The 14675-nt window shown below is 39.1% G+C and carries 14 protein-coding genes; 10 read left to right on the top strand and 4 right to left on the bottom strand.

Translation table 11 applies throughout. The features are described from left to right. Positions 1-73 precede the first annotated feature (73 nt). Positions 74-3283: a hypothetical protein gene (locus F564_RS0107510; protein WP_028122091.1), complete on the top strand. Its 3210-nt coding sequence runs from the start codon at positions 74-76 to the stop codon at positions 3281-3283. Positions 3284-3308: 25 nt separating this feature from the next. Here F564_RS0107510 and F564_RS0107505 read toward each other — a convergent pair whose 3' ends face one another. Further along, a complete protein-coding gene (locus F564_RS0107505) occupies positions 3309-4136 on the bottom strand; it encodes a sulfurtransferase (protein WP_034981052.1) in 828 nt (275 codons plus the stop codon). 192 nt (positions 4137-4328) lie between these two features. Between F564_RS0107505 and F564_RS0107500 the strand changes: the two genes are divergently transcribed. Both F564_RS0107500 and F564_RS0107495 read left to right on the top strand, forming a co-directional pair. Further along, positions 4329-5291 (top strand): NAD-dependent epimerase/dehydratase family protein, encoded by a 963-nt coding sequence (locus F564_RS0107500; protein ID WP_028122089.1) that lies wholly within the window; start codon positions 4329-4331, stop codon positions 5289-5291. Between the two features lie 86 nt (positions 5292-5377). Then, a complete protein-coding gene (locus F564_RS0107495; protein ID WP_028122088.1) occupies positions 5378-6130 on the top strand; it encodes a polysaccharide deacetylase family protein in 753 nt (250 codons plus the stop codon). Positions 6131-6353: 223 nt separating this feature from the next. Here the strand turns inward: F564_RS0107495 and F564_RS0107490 are convergent, their stop codons facing one another. Then, a complete protein-coding gene (locus F564_RS0107490) occupies positions 6354-7559 on the bottom strand; it encodes a metallophosphoesterase (protein WP_028122087.1) in 1206 nt (401 codons plus the stop codon). Positions 7560-7634: 75 nt separating this feature from the next. Continuing rightward, entirely contained in the window at positions 7635-8714 is a 1080-nt protein-coding gene (locus F564_RS0107485) for a 3-oxoacyl-ACP synthase III family protein (RefSeq protein ID WP_028122086.1), read from the bottom strand. Between the two features lie 177 nt (positions 8715-8891). Here F564_RS0107485 and F564_RS0107480 point away from each other — a divergent pair, with 177 nt between their 5' ends. Then, positions 8892-9488, top strand: a complete 597-nt coding sequence (locus F564_RS0107480) for an IMPACT family protein (protein WP_028122085.1) — start codon at positions 8892-8894, stop codon at positions 9486-9488. Positions 9489-9491: 3 nt separating this feature from the next. On the opposite strand, the gene F564_RS0107475 is transcribed toward F564_RS0107480, so the two are convergent. After that, on the bottom strand, positions 9492-10178 hold the full coding sequence (locus tag F564_RS0107475) for a zinc metallopeptidase (RefSeq protein ID WP_028122084.1): 687 nt from the start codon (positions 10176-10178) through the stop codon (positions 9492-9494). A 112-nt stretch (positions 10179-10290) separates the two neighbouring features. Here F564_RS0107475 and F564_RS0107470 point away from each other — a divergent pair, with 112 nt between their 5' ends. The 6 genes from F564_RS0107470 (at position 10291) to F564_RS0107445 (ending at position 14608) form a co-directional block, all read left to right on the top strand. Further along, positions 10291-11421 carry a GNAT family N-acetyltransferase gene (locus F564_RS0107470; protein ID WP_028122083.1) on the top strand — a complete coding sequence of 377 codons (1131 nt, stop codon included), beginning with the start codon at positions 10291-10293 and terminating at the stop codon, positions 11419-11421. Between the two features lie 66 nt (positions 11422-11487). Beyond that, entirely contained in the window at positions 11488-11673 is a 186-nt protein-coding gene (locus F564_RS0107465; RefSeq protein WP_028122082.1) for a hypothetical protein, read from the top strand. A gap of 120 nt (positions 11674-11793) precedes the next feature. Next, positions 11794-12165, top strand: a complete 372-nt coding sequence (locus F564_RS0107460) for an NADH-quinone oxidoreductase subunit A (protein ID WP_028122081.1) — start codon at positions 11794-11796, stop codon at positions 12163-12165. Between the two features lie 93 nt (positions 12166-12258). Further along, positions 12259-12819: an NADH-quinone oxidoreductase subunit B gene (locus tag F564_RS0107455; protein ID WP_028122080.1), complete on the top strand. Its 561-nt coding sequence runs from the start codon at positions 12259-12261 to the stop codon at positions 12817-12819. A gap of 5 nt (positions 12820-12824) precedes the next feature. Then, a complete protein-coding gene (locus F564_RS0107450; protein WP_028122079.1) occupies positions 12825-13319 on the top strand; it encodes an NADH-quinone oxidoreductase subunit C in 495 nt (164 codons plus the stop codon). Between the two features lie 65 nt (positions 13320-13384). After that, on the top strand, positions 13385-14608 hold the full coding sequence (locus F564_RS0107445) for an NADH-quinone oxidoreductase subunit D (protein WP_028122078.1): 1224 nt from the start codon (positions 13385-13387) through the stop codon (positions 14606-14608). Positions 14609-14675 lie beyond the last annotated feature (67 nt).

Here is a 14675-nt window from a genome sequence, read left to right as displayed (position 1 = left end):
AACGCCTATTATTAGTACTTTTACACATCATAACAAAAGGGTGGCTAAGATAAATAAAATTTTTCTGTTAACATTGATTTTTTTTGCACTAATCCCGGTTAATGCACAGATTTTCAGTTGGAAAAACCCCAATATCCCGCAAGATTCTATCAAAAAAGACAGCATTCTGATCGCCAAAATCAACCAGGACTTTTTCACCAAAGACACGCTTGACTTTATCAAAAAACAAAATAAAGTGATTTATGATGAAGAAGTGCTGGTAAAAAATGACAAGAAAAGAATCCTCGGCGAGCTCAATTCCAAAGGATCCATCATCAGAGGAATCACGTTCGGAAATAATCAGGGATCTTCTGTCCAAAGTTCTATGGATATGCAAATCTCAGGAAAATTGAGCCCGGATGTTTCTATTCTGGCTTCTATATCGGATCACAATCTTCCCGTTCAGGCAGATGGTTACACACAGACTTTGCAGGAATTTGACAAAATATACTTGCAGCTTAATATCAAAAATCACAGCATCATAAGAGCCGGACATCTGGATCTTAATGATGAGACCACGTACTTTGGACGTTATCAGAGAAGAAGTATGGGATTACAGTTCCTCACCAGTTGGGAAAAGAATGGGAACAAAACCGCAATAGATGTTTCCGGAGGTGTTGCCAGAAGTGAATTTTACAGGATGCGTTTCCAGGGAATAGAAGGAAACCAAGGTCCTTACAGGTTGACAGGGAAAAACGGCGAGCTGTTCATCACAATCATTTCAGGTTCCGAGCAGGTTTTCATTGATGGTGTTTTGATGAAACGCGGCGAAAATCAGGATTACATTATCAATTACAACACTGGAGAAATCACCTTCACCAGTTTCCGTCCTATTTACAAACAGAACTTCATCAATGTTTCTTATAATTATACGAATCGGAATTACACCAGATTTCTGATCACAGGAAATATAAAACACCAGCGCGAAAAGCTCAAAGCGAGATTGAGCTGGTTTATGGAGAACGACAACAAGAATGCACCACTTTCCCTCAACCTGAGCGAAGAAGATCAACTGCAACTCGCGAATGCAGGAAATGATCCCAATCTGATGTATTCTCAATCCGGTGTAGAAACCGAATATGATGTCAACAAGATCCTCTATAAAAAGGTATTCTCAGGCAATTCCTTTCATTATGAATTCTCAACAGATCAGACACAAGTCCTCTATCTGGTGTCCTTTACATATTTCGGAACCGGAAAAGGTGATTATCAGCTGCAACAAACCACCAATAATGGCCGTGTATTCCAATATATGGGAACAGGATTAGGCGATTACCTTGCGGTTCGCAAACTCCCTGCTCCAGAAAAGTCTCAGGTCTATTCTGCCAATGTAGAATACGCCTTGAATGAAGGCGTCATTGGGACAGATGTCTCTTTGAGCAATTATGACCTCAATGGATTTTCATCAAAAGACAATGATCAAAACATTGGTTACGCCGCAAGACTCTATGCCAACAAAACGTTCCGAAAAAACACCTGGACAGGAACGCCGATGTTGGAATACCAAATGATTCAAAAGAACTTCCATATTCTGGACCGCATCAATAATGTAGATTTCTGGAGGGATTTTAATTTGACCAATGAGTTCAGTCAGATCACGCAGAACCGTTTCATTTTTTCCTTCCTTAATGATTTTGGTAAGACATCAAAGATCAATTATAAATTAAATTACCTGGAGGAAACAGACACATACAAAGGCATCAAAAATGACCTAGATGCTGTCTGGAAAGTTGGCAAATTCAATAATCTGGCCGCCATTTCTTACCTAGACACAAAATCGACAGATCTTAATACGATTTTCATTAGAGGCGGAATTTCAACAGAGTTAGCAGGCAAAAAGGGAAGCTGGATGCTGGGCGGATCTATGGAACAAAACGAGAAAAAATACAATGCCACTCAAAATCTGGATGTGACAAGTTACAGCTGGAAAGAATTATTCATCCAGAAAAAAATAACGGACTCCTTAAGGACCAAATTATTAACGAAACTCTATTTCCGAAGCAATGATTCTGTGCAGGACAACCGTTTGCTAAAGGTCAACAACCTTGTCGGAATTATGGGAGAAAGCCAGATCATCAAGACTGAAACGACACAATTATCTACCTTGATGCATTACAGAAAGTTCTTTTATGAAAATCAAAGTCTTGCGAATGACCAGAATCAGGATTTTGTGGTCGGGAATATCCTCTACAACCAGCAACTTTTCAAAAACGGGATGCGGCTACAGTTTTTCTACGAACTCGGAAACGGGCAGGAAGCGCAGCGCGAATTCCAGTACATCAAAGTCACAGATGGGCAAGGTGTTTACAAATGGACAGATTATAACAACGATGGCATTCAGCAATTAGATGAATTCGAAGCGGCGGAATATGCAGATTTAGCCCAGTATATTAGAATTTATACGAATAGTGTGAATTATCTGGCCTCGAACAAGAATAAACTTCAACTTGCCTTGTTTGTGAATCCATCAGTGATCATCAGTTCTAAAAATGAATTTTTGAAACGGTGGAATGTCAACCTGTCTTTGCTTTCTCAGAACTCTTACCTCAAAAATGATCAGGTTCTGGTTTGGAATCCATTCAAAAAAGAAAACGATCAATTGCTGAAAACACAGAACATACTGGCTGGTGCAATATTCAACTCCAGTGACAAATCTGGATGGAATGGCAGTTACCGGTACACAGACAATGACAATCTGGTGAATGCCAATTTCAGCAATGAAGCGCACGGTCAGAAGTCTCATTTCCTCAATATTGGCTACTCGTTTACAAAATCGTTCAGGACAGATTGGGAAAATTCTGTCCAAAATGTCACCAACAGTTCTCAGGTTTATAATACACGGAATTACCTTCTTCAAAATTGGGAGACCAAGCCCAAGGCGACTTACAAACTCACAGAAAGTTTACAGACGGAGCTCTACGGCGCACTGCGTCAAAAGAAAAGAACAGACGGCCTGGAAATGCTGAAAACCTACGAGATTTCCGGAACACTGCAATGGGAAAAGGCGAAAACCTCTGTCCGGGCTAATTTTTCTTTTATTAATAATGATTTTACCGGGAATAATTACAGCATTGTCGGAAATCAAATGTTGGAAGGACTGAAGGTCGGTAAAAACCAGGTCTGGTCATTATTCGTTCAGCAAGCCATCAACGCCTTCATCCAACTGAATGTGAATTACGAAGGGCGGAATTCCGGTGAACGGACGATTCACATTGGAAGTATGCAGATCCGGGCAAGCTTTTAATTAATGATAAATTCATAACTCACTCCTAAACCTCGTTTCGGCTCCACTCGCTCCAGCTTCCCACATAAAGATTCGGGATTTCAAAACCGGCGTGATCCAATGCCAATAAAGAATGACAAGCCGTAACGCCGCTTCCACAATGGAAAATGATTTTGTCTGACGCTTTATTTTTGAAAAACGCAGTATAACTATCCTTCAGAATATCAGGAGATTTGAACAGTCCATTTTCGTCCAGATTCTCTGTAAAGGGGAAATTCTCCGCCTTCGGAATATGTCCAGCCACCAAATCAATAGGCTCTGTAATTCCTTGATAACGTGTACACTCTCGGACATCGACAATCAAAAAGTCGGGATTTTGCGTTGCAGTTTTTACATTATCAATCGAGACTTGTGGCAGTTGCCACTTGTTACATCCCGAAACGTAATTTGCTTCAGCATAAGATTGATCACCGGAAGCAACAGGATAATGCTGACTTTCGGCAAATTGGAAACCGCCATTCAGCACCCGGACATTCTGGTGACCCACGGCTTTTAGCATCCACCAAAATCTCGCGCCTGCATTTGCCCCATTTTTATCATCATAGATCACCACTTCAGAATCTTTATCAATCCCTAATCTACCCAAGGTTTTTATGAAAGTTGAAAAACTCGGAAGCGGATGTCTCCCGCCCATTTTGGGATCATTAATATCTGCTAGATCCGTATTCAAATCCACAAAAGCGGCATTCTCTAGATGTTTTTTCTGATATGCTTCTTTGGCATCCGGACCAGTTCTCACATCAAAAATCCGAAGACCGGCATGGTTGGAAATTAGAAAAAGCTCATCGGTACTGATAATTGAATTGGTTTTCATAAAGATGGGATTGATAAAATTTGGATCTTAAATTGTAAGGTTTTAAAAGTATAAAATTAAAATAATACCAGAACCTCGCAAATTATTTCACCGCATTTGTTTCACTACTTGCAACAATCGAAGTCTTTTGCCGTGGAAAAATTTTAGCCCAATATTTAAATTAATTAGATTTGCGAATCAATAAAAGTAAAAATGGAAACACCAACAGAAAAAATCCTCATCACTGGCGCACTGGGCCAGATCGGAACGGAGCTCACAGTACGACTGTGTGAAATGTACGGTAAAGAAAACGTCATCGCATCCGGACTTGACAAATGGAAAGAAGGCATCACAGAAGCCGGCTATTATGAAAGACTGGATGTCACCAATTTCCAAGCCGTTACAGAAGTGATCAGAGAGCACCACATCACGACGGTTTACCATTTGGCCTCTCTCCTGTCAGGAACATCCGAAAAGCAGCCTCTTTTCGCCTGGAAACTGAATCTTGACCCATTGATCCACCTTTGTGAATTAGCGAAGGAAGGGACGTTAAAAAAGATATTCTGGCCAAGTTCTATCGCAGTATTCGGAAAAGGGATCCCGAAAGAAAATGTGGGACAGGAAGTGGTACTTAACCCAACCACCGTTTATGGGATCTCCAAAATGGCAGGTGAGAAATGGTGCGAATATTACTTCGAAAAATATGGTGTGGACATCAGAAGTATCCGTTATCCTGGTTTGATTTCCTGGAAAGCCCCGGCCGGAGGTGGTACTACAGATTACGCGGTGGAGATCTTTTATGAGGCGGTAGAAAATGCAAAATACACCAGCTTCATCAAGGAAGATACAGCGATGCCGATGCTTTATATGGACGACGCAATAGACGCTACAATTAAGCTGATGACCGCTCCAAAAGACCAGGTGAAAATCCGCTATTCTTATAACCTTGGCGGGATGAGATTCACACCCAAGGAATTGGCTGATGAGATCAAAAAAACAATCCCGGATTTTGAGATCAGATATGAGCCGGATTTCCGTCAGGCGATCGCAGATTCCTGGCCGGCAAGTATTGATGATTCTGCCGCAAAACAAGATTGGGGATTGGATTATAAGTTCGATATTTCATCAATGTCAATAGATATGATCAATAATTTAAAAATTAAATTAAACAAATAACAAAACCTCAATCATCAATTGAAGTTACGTATGTTTTAACATTTGATTTATAATTATTTATAACCAAAATATAAATTCCAGTTTAAGTGATCTTACTAACATTCAATATATCAATTACAGAAAAAACAAGAGAAGCCAATAAAAAATTTTCTGACGATGAATTGATATCATCTATCGAAGAAAATACCAAGATCATTTTGCTTTTGCTGGAATTGCACGAGTATCACGCCACATTTTTTGTGGAAATCTCTATTGCCGATAAGCTGCATAAACTACTGAAAAGCCTGTCACTTTCCGGTCACGAGATCGCACTTTACAATGTCAATTCTGAAGCAGAAAGCATTGCAAAAACGAAGCTGAATCTGGAGCACACACTCAACAAACCCATCAAAGGATTGAGGCAAAAAGCACACCGTCTACCCTACCCGGAAATCAAAGAACTGGACTTCGTTTACGTCTCGAACATTGAGGATTCGAAGATCGATTTTCTATGGCGAAAGCTGACCGCAAAAACAGAAATCTACACCGAAAACGAACTGACGGTTGTCCCCGAAAGTCAGTCACCCTATTCGCAGCTTCCGTTCAATGATTATGTACTCCAGGTGACACCGATGAAGTATTATGAGAGTATGCTTTTGGAAAGTCTGAAGTCGGATGAATATGTCATGATCTATGCCAATGCGTGGCAACTTTACAGCAAAGACAGGCTGCCATTTGTGTTGCCTTTTTACAAGAAGATCAACCTCGACAGAACTTTCGAAGACCGGCTGGAAAGTCTCTTCCAGTTCATAGATGAGCACGAAATTGCCGTTTCCAGAATGAAGGATTATCTGTTTTGACATTAAAAAAAAAAAAAAAAAACCATTCAAAGTTTGACACAGACTTATTTAATTGACATGAATTGGGAACGTATGTACAGTAATAAGCATTTTAAATGAAGCCGTATAAGTGATTTAATCTTCAATAACCACTCATTTCATTAACCGAAGCTGACGAAAACCATACAGAAAAGCCTGTTATCATTGATCCGATAACAGGCTTTATTATATGAAAGGACAGGCCTTAACTTAGTTCAAAAACGGTAATTTCCGGCAATACGCCGACTCTTCCCGGATATCCGATCACGCCAAAACCACGGTTAACGTAGAGATATTTCCCTTCACTTTCGTAAAGATCTGCCCATTTTGGATACTTGTACTTTACAGGCGACCACTTGAAGTTCTTCAGATCGATTCCGAACTGCATCCCGTGCGTATGTCCAGAGATCGTTAACTGGATGTTTTTTGGGTGGTTTTTCACAACGGCATCGAAATGTGAAGGGTCGTGTGACATCAGGATTTTTGCAGCATCTGCAGGAACATCCTGAGAAGCTTTATCCAGATCACCGAATTGCGGAAAAGGTGGAATCCCCCAGTTTTCGACGCCCAGAATATAAAGTTTTTCTCCATTTTTCTCAATGATCCGGTGTTCATTTCTCAGCATTTCGAATCCGGCTTTCTTCTCATACTCTATGAGCTGAGGAATGTTTTGCGCTTTTTCTTCTTTATTTTTAAAATCACCATAGTCGCCATAGTCATGATTTCCGAGAACTGCAAACTTGCCGTCCCTGCTTTTGATCTGAGAAAAAAGATCAATAAAAGGAATGAACTCATCTGCATAATTGTTCACCATATCTCCGGTAAAAAGGATCAGATCAGCGTCTTGCTTATTGATCAAATCGATTGCGTGCTGTAAGTGTTTTGGATTTTGAAAACTTCCACTGTGAACATCAGAGATCTGAACAATCCTGTAACCTTTAAAAGCTGCAGGAAGATTCTTTAGCTTCAACCTTACAATTCTCGCTCTGTGGCGGTATTTCCCAAACACAATTCCGTCCAAAACCAAACCCGCTAACAACGCTGCCGATCCCAAACCTACCAGACTCACAAACTTTCGCCGTGATGGATAATCGTGATTTTCTGTCGCCACATATTGATATCCAAAATTGAACAATCTAAACATATCTTCTACCAACAGGAAGACAGCCACCAGTAATTTTGGTAAAACGAAGATCAGAATAGTGGAAAATACAATCTGAAAACTCAAGTAATCGTGAGATCCTCTGTTGAAAGTAAGAACGGAATAAAGTAAAAATCCGTAGATCACAACCGTCGGGATCCAATAGATGAATTTTGCATTCTGATTGGAATAAACGGTTTTAAAAGCTTGATAAACATAGACTTCCAGCAATAAAAAAATGCCCAGAAGAAATAAAATATTCTTTTGCATACTGATATTAAAAAAAACAAAAGGAATAATAATTTATTCCTTTCATATTATAAACGTTTAAGTTTTGATTTTACTTTAAATTTTCCCTTCTGGAAATTTATAGACCACGCAGTTGATATTCATCCCTGCTCCAACTGATGTAAAAACAATGTGAGAACCCGGAATGAATGCCTGACCCTCCAGTTTACCTTTCCTGATCAGATCAAACAAAGTAGGAACAGTTGCTACAGATGAGTTTCCAAATTCCTGAATCGTCATTGGAGAGATCGCGTGATCATAATCCTTCTGTCCGTACAATTTGAAAAGTCTCCCGATCATCGCATAATCCATTTTGGCATTGGCCTGATGAATCAGTATTTTGGTGACATCAGTAATATCAAGATCTGCTTTCTCGATTGTTTTCTTGATAGCGTCTGGAACATTCTTAAGTGCGTATTCGTAGATTTTGCGCCCTTTCATCTGGATGTATTGTCGGGCTTCTTTGGACTCCAGGTTCAGACTTGGGCCATTGGCAAGATAATTCAGCTCTTCGCCGTTATCACAAAGTGTACTGTCCGCCAGAACGCCTACCGTTGTGTCTTCTGTAGCAGTCACTACCACAGCACCGGCACCATCAGCGAAGATCATCTTATTTCTGTCAAATTCATCAGTCACACGACTAAGTGTTTCCCCTCCAACAACAAGAATTGTTTTTGCCTTCTTAGCTTTTATCAATGTATCTGCAAGAATAAGAGACTCTACCCAGCCCGGACATCCAAAAATCATATCATAATTGACACAAGATCTGTTTTTGATATCCAATTTATTCTTCAGTCTGGCTGACAAAGAAGGCATAAAGTTGGGAATCCCATCCGTATCCACTTCCCCAAAATTGGTAGCGTAGATGATATAGTCGATATCTTCCTTGTCAATGCCTGCATCCTTAATAGCTTCCACAGATGCTCTGAGACCAAGATCCGAATTGAAATCTTCCGGACTCAAATATCTTCTTCTTTCGATCTCTGTGATATCCACAAATTTCTGAATTATTTCTTCCGTTGGCTTCTCAATCAGTTGATTATTATCATCATAGAAAACAGAATCCTTGAAATATGAACCTTCTATTATGTTTTCCGGAATGTAACTTCCGGAGCCAATGATTATTGTATTAGGCATTGATTTGAATAAAATTTAGTATGCAAAATTACATAAAAATTAATAGTTGGAATTTTTATTTTGTGATTTTTTTAAGACTCTCATAATTAATCTGTTATAAATCCGAATTATAATCAATCAAATTCCATTTTTTAATTAATATTTGAATTTGACTCACAGAATCTCTATTTTTGATGAATGTTTGAATTCCAGACCATCGACAAAGAAACTGAAGAAATTCTCCTCAAAGAGAAGGGCAGCAAATTCATCGGTTTTGCGTATCCCGTCCATTCTGAATCTGATATCAAATTAAGATTGAGCAAACTTCAGGAAATCCATTCAAAAGCAACGCACCACTGCTATGCGTACAGATTGGGAATCATTGGAGAAAATTACAGAGCAAATGACGATGGCGAACCTTCCGGAAGTGCGGGTTTACCAATTTACAATCAACTTCTTACTCATCAGATCACCAATGTTTTGCTTGTGGTCATCAGGTATTACGGTGGAACAAAACTGGGCGTTGGAGGACTGGTGAAAGCCTACAAAGAATGTGCAAAATACACATTGGAACACACCAAGATCATCACAAAAGAATTAGAATCCCAAATTGAATTGAAATTCAAATTCTCTCAGCAAAACGTGATTTTTACGTTGCTTAATAAATATGATGGTAAAATAAGCACCTTCGAGGCCGAAGATATCTGTACCATCGTTGCAAACATCAAAACCTCAAAAAAAGAAAACATCTCAGAAGAATTATCCGAGATGCTTTTGGAATTTAATTTTATCTAATTTTTAATCTCTTCTGCCCATCAATAGTGATGCGAAATACATCAGCTGAGCAAGCGAACCCAAGGCAGCCACAACATAAGTTCTTGCCGCCCATTTCAAAGAATCTTCTGCCCCAGCGTACTCTTCACGGGAAACGGTTCCTGTAGTTTCCAACCATTTCAAGGCACGATTGCTTGCATCATATTCCACTGGTAATGTGATAAATGCAAATAAGGTTGTGATTGCAAATAGCACAACACCGATTGCTAAGACAATTTTGCTGCCACTCATCGCCATCAGCACAATACCACCCATCAAAACAAACTGCAAAAGGTTGGAACTGATGTTGACAATCGGAACCATTTTTGATCTCAACTGCAACATAGAGTACCCTACAGCGTGCTGCACAGCGTGACCACATTCGTGAGCTGCAACGGCAGCAGCCGCGGCGTTTCTTTGCATATAAACTGCTTCAGAGAGATTGACAGTTTTGGTCTCCGGATTGTAATGATCTGTCAATTGCCCCGGAACAGAAACAACTTGAACGTCGGTAATACCGTTGTCTCTCAGCATTTTTTCGGCAATTTCTTTTCCAGAAAGTCCATTTCTAAGATGAACTTTGGAGTAATGTTCGAATTTGGATTTCAGTCTGGAAGAAACAATCCAGCTCAACAACATAGAAATCCCAATAATTAAATAGTAACCAGTCATTTTATTTTCAATTTATATTAAAATAAATTACACGAATTTGAGTAAAAATTATGCCAAAGCATTGCTTTTTTTTGCTTAAAAACTATCTTTGCTTTATCTATTAAACAAGAATATGGCAAATATCAATATAAAGCAAGTAGTTACTGAAAAAAATCAGATGGATTTTATCAAATTCCCGATGGAACTTTACAAAAACAACCCCAACTATGTTCCGCCATTGATCAATGAAGAAAGAAATATATGGAAAAAAGAAGAAAATCCGGCACTGCATTATTCCGAAGCGAAACAATTTTTGGCGTATAAAAACGATAAGATCGTAGGCAGGATTGCTGTTTTGATTAATAGAAAGGAAGAGAAAGAACTCGGCATCAGCAAAGTGAGATTCGGTTGGCTGGATTTTATTGATGATGCAGAGGTCTCCAAAGCGTTGGTTGATACTGCCATCAATTTTGCAAAAGAAAACCACATAGAAAAGATCGAAGGTCCAATGGGATTCACCAATCTGGACAAAGCAGGCATGCTGACAATGGGCTTTGATAAACTGGCAACAATGATCGGACTTTACAACAATGACTATTACCCGAAACATTTGGAAAACCTGGGTTTGGTCAAGGAAAAAGAATGGGTAGAATTTGAGTTACAGTTTCCTGAAATTTTACCGGAAAAAGTGGAGAAATTCAGTTCTCTGATCGCTCAGAAATATAAATTGAAAACATTAAAATTCAATCATAAAAAAGAAATCCTGCCTTATGTAGAACAGATGTTCAAATTGTTGGATCAGACTTATAAACATCTTTCTACTTATACACCAATCTCCGACGAGCAAATCAAAACCTACAAAGAAAAATATTTTGGTTTTATAGACAAAGATTACATCACTTGTGTCGCTGATGAGAATAACGAATTGGTGGCTTTCGCAATCACAATGCCTTCCTATTCCAAAGCCCTGCAGAAATCCAATGGTAAACTGTTCCCTTTCGGCTGGTGGCATTTTTTACAGGCTGGGAAAAAGAATGAACGCGCAAATTTCTACTTGATCGGCATCCATCCGGAGTACCAGCGAAGAGGCGTTACATCCATTATCTTCAAAGCGATACAGAGGAACCTCAAAAACAAAGGCATCAAGTTTTTGGAGACCAATCCCGAGCTGGAAGAAAACAAAAGCGTCCAGTTGCTTTGGCAGGATTATAATCCGGTGAACCACAAAAGAAGAAGAACCTATGCTCTAGAAATTAAATATTAATTAAACGATTGTTTAACAAAATATAATTACCGAATAAGAACACCAAACTCTTAAAAAAAATTCAGATTGAAAAAGCAACTCTATATCTATGCGGGCTTGATAATTTTGTTTGTGGCTTATAATTTCTACAAACCCATCAAAGACGAAAGAACAGACACAGTGATCAACATCTTGTTTGCCAGCGTATTGTTTCTATATATTGCTTACATTGCCTTCTTGGTTCTGAAGAAAATAGGCAAGAAAGAGAAATAGAAGCTTATTTATAACCGTTCTAAATTTACAAAATGCGACTTTTCTCTGCTTTACATAAGGCTGATAATTTACTATATTAAATCTTTATTTAGTATTTTTGCATAGTTAAATTTAGATCTTATGAATTTACCCGAAAATTATATTCCAATCCTTATTCAGGCAGCCGTTGGTCTTGGATTTGTAGCAATCTCCTTGCTAGGAGCTCATTTTTTGGGTCCACAGCAGAAAAAAGGAAATTCTGCAAAAAACCAAGCCTGGGAATGCGGAATTCCAAGTGAAGGTAACGCGAGAACACCATTTTCTATTAAATATTTCTTGACTGCAGTATTGTTCGTGCTATTCGATATAGAAATCGTATTCTTCTATCCTTACGCTGTCAACTTTAGAGAATTTGGAATGGAAGGCTTTGTGGCCGTACTTACATTTGTTGCTATTTTCTTTGTCGCTTTTTTCTACGTTTGGAAAAGAGGTGCTTTGGATTGGGACAAATAACTGAATGAAGTAAAACTGCGAAATCGCAGAATCGTAAAATTGTTCATCATTTTGACAAATTAACGATTTAACACTTTAACAAAAAAAGAAAAAATGTCAGATAACAAACCAGTAATTATAACAGATGCACCCGCTCCCCCAGGATTTGAAGGAGAAGGATTTTTTGCAACGAAACTGAGCAGTGTCATTGGGATGGCAAGAAAGTTTTCACTTTGGCCTCTACCTTTCGCTACTTCTTGTTGTGGTATCGAATTTATGGCGACATTGAATCCAACCTACGACGCTTCAAGATTTGGAATGGAAAGAAACTCTTTCTCTCCAAGACAGGCAGATATGCTAATGGTTTGTGGAACCATATCGAAAAAATTAGGCCCCGTTTTGAAAGAAGTTTACACCCAAATGGCTGAGCCAAAATGGGTAGTTGCAGTTGGCGCATGTGCTTCCAGTGGTGGTATTTTTGATACGTACTCCGTTCTTCAGGGGATTGATAAAATCATTCCAGTAGACGTGTATGTTCCAGGATGTCCACCAAGACCAGAACAGATCATCGAAGGTGTAATGCAAGTGCAGGCTTTGGCAGAAAGTGAAAGTCTAAGAAGACGAGACATGCCAGAATATCAGCATTTACTGGATTCTTACAACATTAGCAACTAAGGAAGATGACGAACGAATTTGTATTAGAAGCAATCACGAGAGAATTTCCCGAATCTGTGATTTCAAGTTCAGAGCCGTATGGAATGCTGACGGTTGAAGTTAAAAAAGACGACATCAAAAAGATCATTCATTATCTCAAAGATTCTACTTTAGAAATCAATTTCTTGACAGACGTTTGTGGGATCCATTATCCTGAAACACCAGAGAAAGAAATTGGCGTTGTTTATCACTTGCATAATATGATGACCAACTTCAGAATCCGTCTCAAAGTTTTTATGACGAGAGAAAATGTAGAGGTAGACTCTTTGACAGAACTATTCGCTGGTGCCAACTGGATGGAAAGAGAAACTTTTGATTTCTACGGCATCAAATTCAAAGGACATCCGGATCTGAGACCCATCCTCAATATGGAAGACCTGGGTTACCATCCGATGCTGAAAGAATACCGATTGGAAGATGGAACCAGAACAGACAAGAACGACAGTATGTTCGGCAGATAAAATTAATATAAGTGATAGATCAATGATTATCAATTATCACCTATCAATTATCAATTATAAAGAATATGAAAGATAACTCATTATCTAATATACTCAACCAGCACGAAAGTAAAGAACAGATCGACGGGCAATTATATACCCTGAATCTGGGACCTACACATCCAGCAACTCACGGGATTTTCCAGAACGTTCTTACTATGGACGGTGAGAGGATTCTTCACGCTGAGCAAACTGTAGGCTATATTCACAGGGCATTTGAAAAGATCTCTGAACGCAGAAACTTTTCTCAAATCACAACCCTAACCGATAGAATGAACTACTGCTCTGCACCAATCAATAATTTGGGTTGGCATATGACAGTTGAGAAATTGATCGGGATCAAAGTTCCAAAGCGTGTAGATTATATGCGTGTGATCTTGATGGAGTTGGCAAGAATTGGTGACCACCTGATCTGTAACGGTGTTACCGGAATGGACGCCGGCGCAATTACAGGATTGACTTATATGTTTATCGAGAGAGAACGCATTTATGATATGTATGAGCAGATTTGTGGTGCAAGGATGACGACCAATATGGGTAGAATTGGCGGGTTTGAAAGAGATTTCACACCGAAGTTCCACGAGTTGTTGAAAGACTTCCTGAAAACTTTCCCAGCAAGATTTGCAGAATTCGGTCAGCTTTTAGAAAGAAACCGAATCTTTATGGACAGAACCATCGGCGCAGGCGCAATTTCAGCAGAAAGAGCTTTGAGTTACGGTTTCACTGGTCCTAACCTCCGTGCAGCTGGCGTAGATTATGACGTACGCGTTGCACAGCCCTACTCTTCTTATGAAGATTTCGATTTCATGATTCCTGTAGGAACTGCCGGTGATACTTATGACCGTTTTATGGTTCGACAACAAGAGATCTGGGAATCTTTGAAGATCATCAACCAAGCTTACGACAATCTTCCAGAAGGACCATTCCACGCAGATGTTCCGGATTTCTATCTTCCTGAAAAGGCAGATGTTTACAACAAAATGGAAGCCTTGATTTACCATTTCAAAATCGTAATGGGAGAAACAGATGTTCCTAAAGGCGAAGTTTACCACGCTGTAGAAGGTGGAAACGGAGAATTAGGATTTTATCTCGTGAGCGACGGCGGAAGAACGCCTTACAGATTGCACTTCAGAAGACCTTGTTTCATTTATTACCAAGCTTATCCGGAAATGATCACCGGCGCTGTAATATCTGACGCAATCGTAACAATGTGTAGTATGAATATCATTGCGGGAGAATTAGACGCATAAATGAAATTATAGATTTTGGATTATAAATTTTAAATTAATCTAAAATCTTTAAATCTAAATTAATATC

The organism is Epilithonimonas tenax DSM 16811, assembly GCF_000428485.1.
GTDB lineage: Bacteria > Bacteroidota > Bacteroidia > Flavobacteriales > Weeksellaceae > Epilithonimonas > Epilithonimonas tenax.
Note: the sequence above shows the minus strand (reverse complement) of the source record. Positions and strands in the feature narration are given on the sequence as shown.